Here is a 2,482-nt window from a genome sequence, read left to right as displayed (position 1 = left end):
ATTGGCATTGATGCCGTTGCGCCGAGCGACGACCGACACACTTTGTCCTGGCTCAAGACTCTCGCGAACCATGGCCAGTTTTTGCTCTGGGCTCCAGCGGCGCCGCCGCTCCTGACCCAAAAGCTCCCCACTCTTATCGTTGCTGTTAGTCATAAACATAACCGTTTGCCTATCCCTTATCGTAAGGGGGAAACGGTGTCCTGTCTTTCATGGGGCTCGTTCAGCGGGTTTGAAGTGGACGATCATCGGCGGACTGACCCTAAGCGGTTTGTTTGAGCTGCTGATTGACGTTCCCCAAGTGGAGCAGTCTATGCCAGTGACCTGTCGCTTATTGTCGAGCAATCTGGCCGATGAGGCTGATGTCAAGATTGGTGGCGTAGCTGTACCCGCCGGAGGCAATTGGTTTATCCGGGATAAAGAGCAAACCGTCACACTGACTCCAAAATCAGGCAGCCCACTGGCCGGTCTGCCAGTCACGCTGACCTGTGCCATCAAAACTGGACTCGATCCCGTCAATGTGGTCAGTGCGCCGGCATTTAATACGGAACAAACCACGCATAGCTGGAAGGTAACGGGTAAAACTAAAAGTGGCACCTTCCAGCTATCGCTGTCCGGCAAGGGCATGACCACGCCGATTACGGTAGCGATCAGTAAGTTGGTATCGAGCAATCTGGCCGATGAGGCTGATGTCAAGATTGGTGGCGTAGCTGTACCCGCCGGAGGCAATTGGTTTATCCGGGATAAAGAGCAAACCGTCACACTGACTCCAAAATCAGGCAGCACACTGGCCGGTCTGCCAGTCACGCTGACCTGTGCCATCAAAACTGGACTCGATCCCGTCAATGTGGTCAGTGCGCCGGCATTTAATACGGAACAAACCACGCATAGCTGGAAGGTAACGGGTAAAACTAAAAGTGGCACCTTCCAACTGTCAGTGTTGGGCAAGGGCATGACCACGCCAATTACGGTGGCGATCAGCAAGTTGGTATCGAACAATTTGGCTGATGAGGCAGACGTCAAAATTGGCGGCGTCGCTGTGCCTGCCGGAGGCAATTGGTTTTTCCACGATGAAGCGCAAACTGTCACGTTGATACCCAAATCCAACAGCCCGTTAGCGGGTCTGCCCATCACACTCAGTAGTTCGTTTAGCGGGCATCCAAATTGGCTCCTAAGTATGCCTGACTTTTGGTCTGAGCAAATAAATTATAACTGGTCAGTAAAAGGGCAGCAGGAGAGTTTTACATTCGATTTGATATTGGCTGGGAAAGGGATGTCAACACCTATTGTTTTCCCGGGCAGCTTGGTGTCCCGAAATCTTAACCGTACAATTCATCATGTTTACGCGGATGGAAAATATTGTGAATATCCTTGGCGGGAAATCTCTTTGAAAAAAGGTAAAATAAATTATCTACATATTGGTATAAAAAACGGTGTTCCATTGCGTCATAAGGGATTTACCCTGATTCGAGTTGATCCTACTGCGCCGATCCCTTCGGTTAGTCCGGATTTTGGTCGGCGGGTTGAAGTGGTAGATGGTCAAATTAGTGGGGTATTAACTTGGGCTTTTAACGTTGCTAGTTCAGGTGTGGTGCCTTTTGAAATTGAAATTTGTTGTGTTGATGTAGCCTCGAAAAGAAGAATATTGTGCCAGGTAGTCTAGGTTTTCGTTTGGTTGTTTAGGGGGTTGGCAATAGGTTCCGATGACTGCGATCAAGGTGTGTCTCAACTAATATGAGTAATTGGAAGGTGTTGTGATCTGGGTTTTCTCCGAAATAGTCTGGTACGTGGTAAAAAAGCGTGACGTTGATTTGCCGATTACTAAAAAGTGCACGTGCGACACTGCATAGGTAATGCAAGTTATCATTATAGGGTGAGGTGCTGGCGTATAGGTGAAAGAAAAAATTATCTAACTGTAGAGTCAGCTGACTTGTAAGTTACGTCGATTTGTTCTGAAAGCATTGAAATCGATGTTTTCTTTTGTGTTAAAACTGGCAGCTCCTCGAACTCATTATATTTCTAATACTCCGATAAAATTTAGTTATTAACTTGCTCTTGACGATTTCCGAAAGATCTATTCCGCTGTCATTTCTGACAGTAGCCGCCGCACGAAATTTCTCTGATAGTTAAGACACACAGTTTTCACGCTGCTTCAATGATCGGGAGATGTCGCAATGGCTGATAATCGCACTGCCGGACTGATGGTCGCTGGACCTTTGTATCTCTGCCACGGCGGTGAACACACTTTCACGATTAAGGCTGAGGATGATAGTCCCTGGACCAATCAGGGAGTCAGCCTGAATCGAAACCCAGCCGAGCCTGCATTGCCAGTCACCTCTAGGCCTGCCATCGCGGATTTCCAAAAATTTGATGTTGTGAAGGGTGCCAGTTGGGCCATCAACAGCCCTCCGCAATCCGCCAATGCTGAAGTAACGGCGTTTCAACTGTGGGCTCAGACCGAATTCACCTCCGCGCCGTATCAAGT

Annotated in this window: 2 protein-coding genes and 1 pseudogene; 2 read left to right on the top strand and 1 reads right to left on the bottom strand. The window is 48.6% G+C overall.

The window, feature by feature from the left end; translation table 11 throughout:
• On the bottom strand, positions 1-153 hold a 153-nt coding region (locus tag KUF73_RS31230), incomplete at its 3' end, for a transposase (protein WP_141233078.1).
• Positions 154-229: 76 nt separating this feature from the next.
• Between KUF73_RS31230 and KUF73_RS31225 the strand changes: the two genes are divergently transcribed.
• A complete protein-coding gene (locus KUF73_RS31225; protein ID WP_218441779.1) occupies positions 230-1,660 on the top strand; it encodes a hypothetical protein in 1,431 nt (476 codons plus the stop codon).
• Between the two features lie 511 nt (positions 1,661-2,171).
• Positions 2,172-2,482, top strand: a pseudogene (locus KUF73_RS31220) (hypothetical protein); the annotation flags it as partial.

The organism is Pseudomonas sp. PD9R (genome assembly GCF_019200975.1).
GTDB lineage: Bacteria > Pseudomonadota > Gammaproteobacteria > Pseudomonadales > Pseudomonadaceae > Aquipseudomonas.
This window is presented reverse-complemented; position numbering and strand designations above follow the sequence as displayed.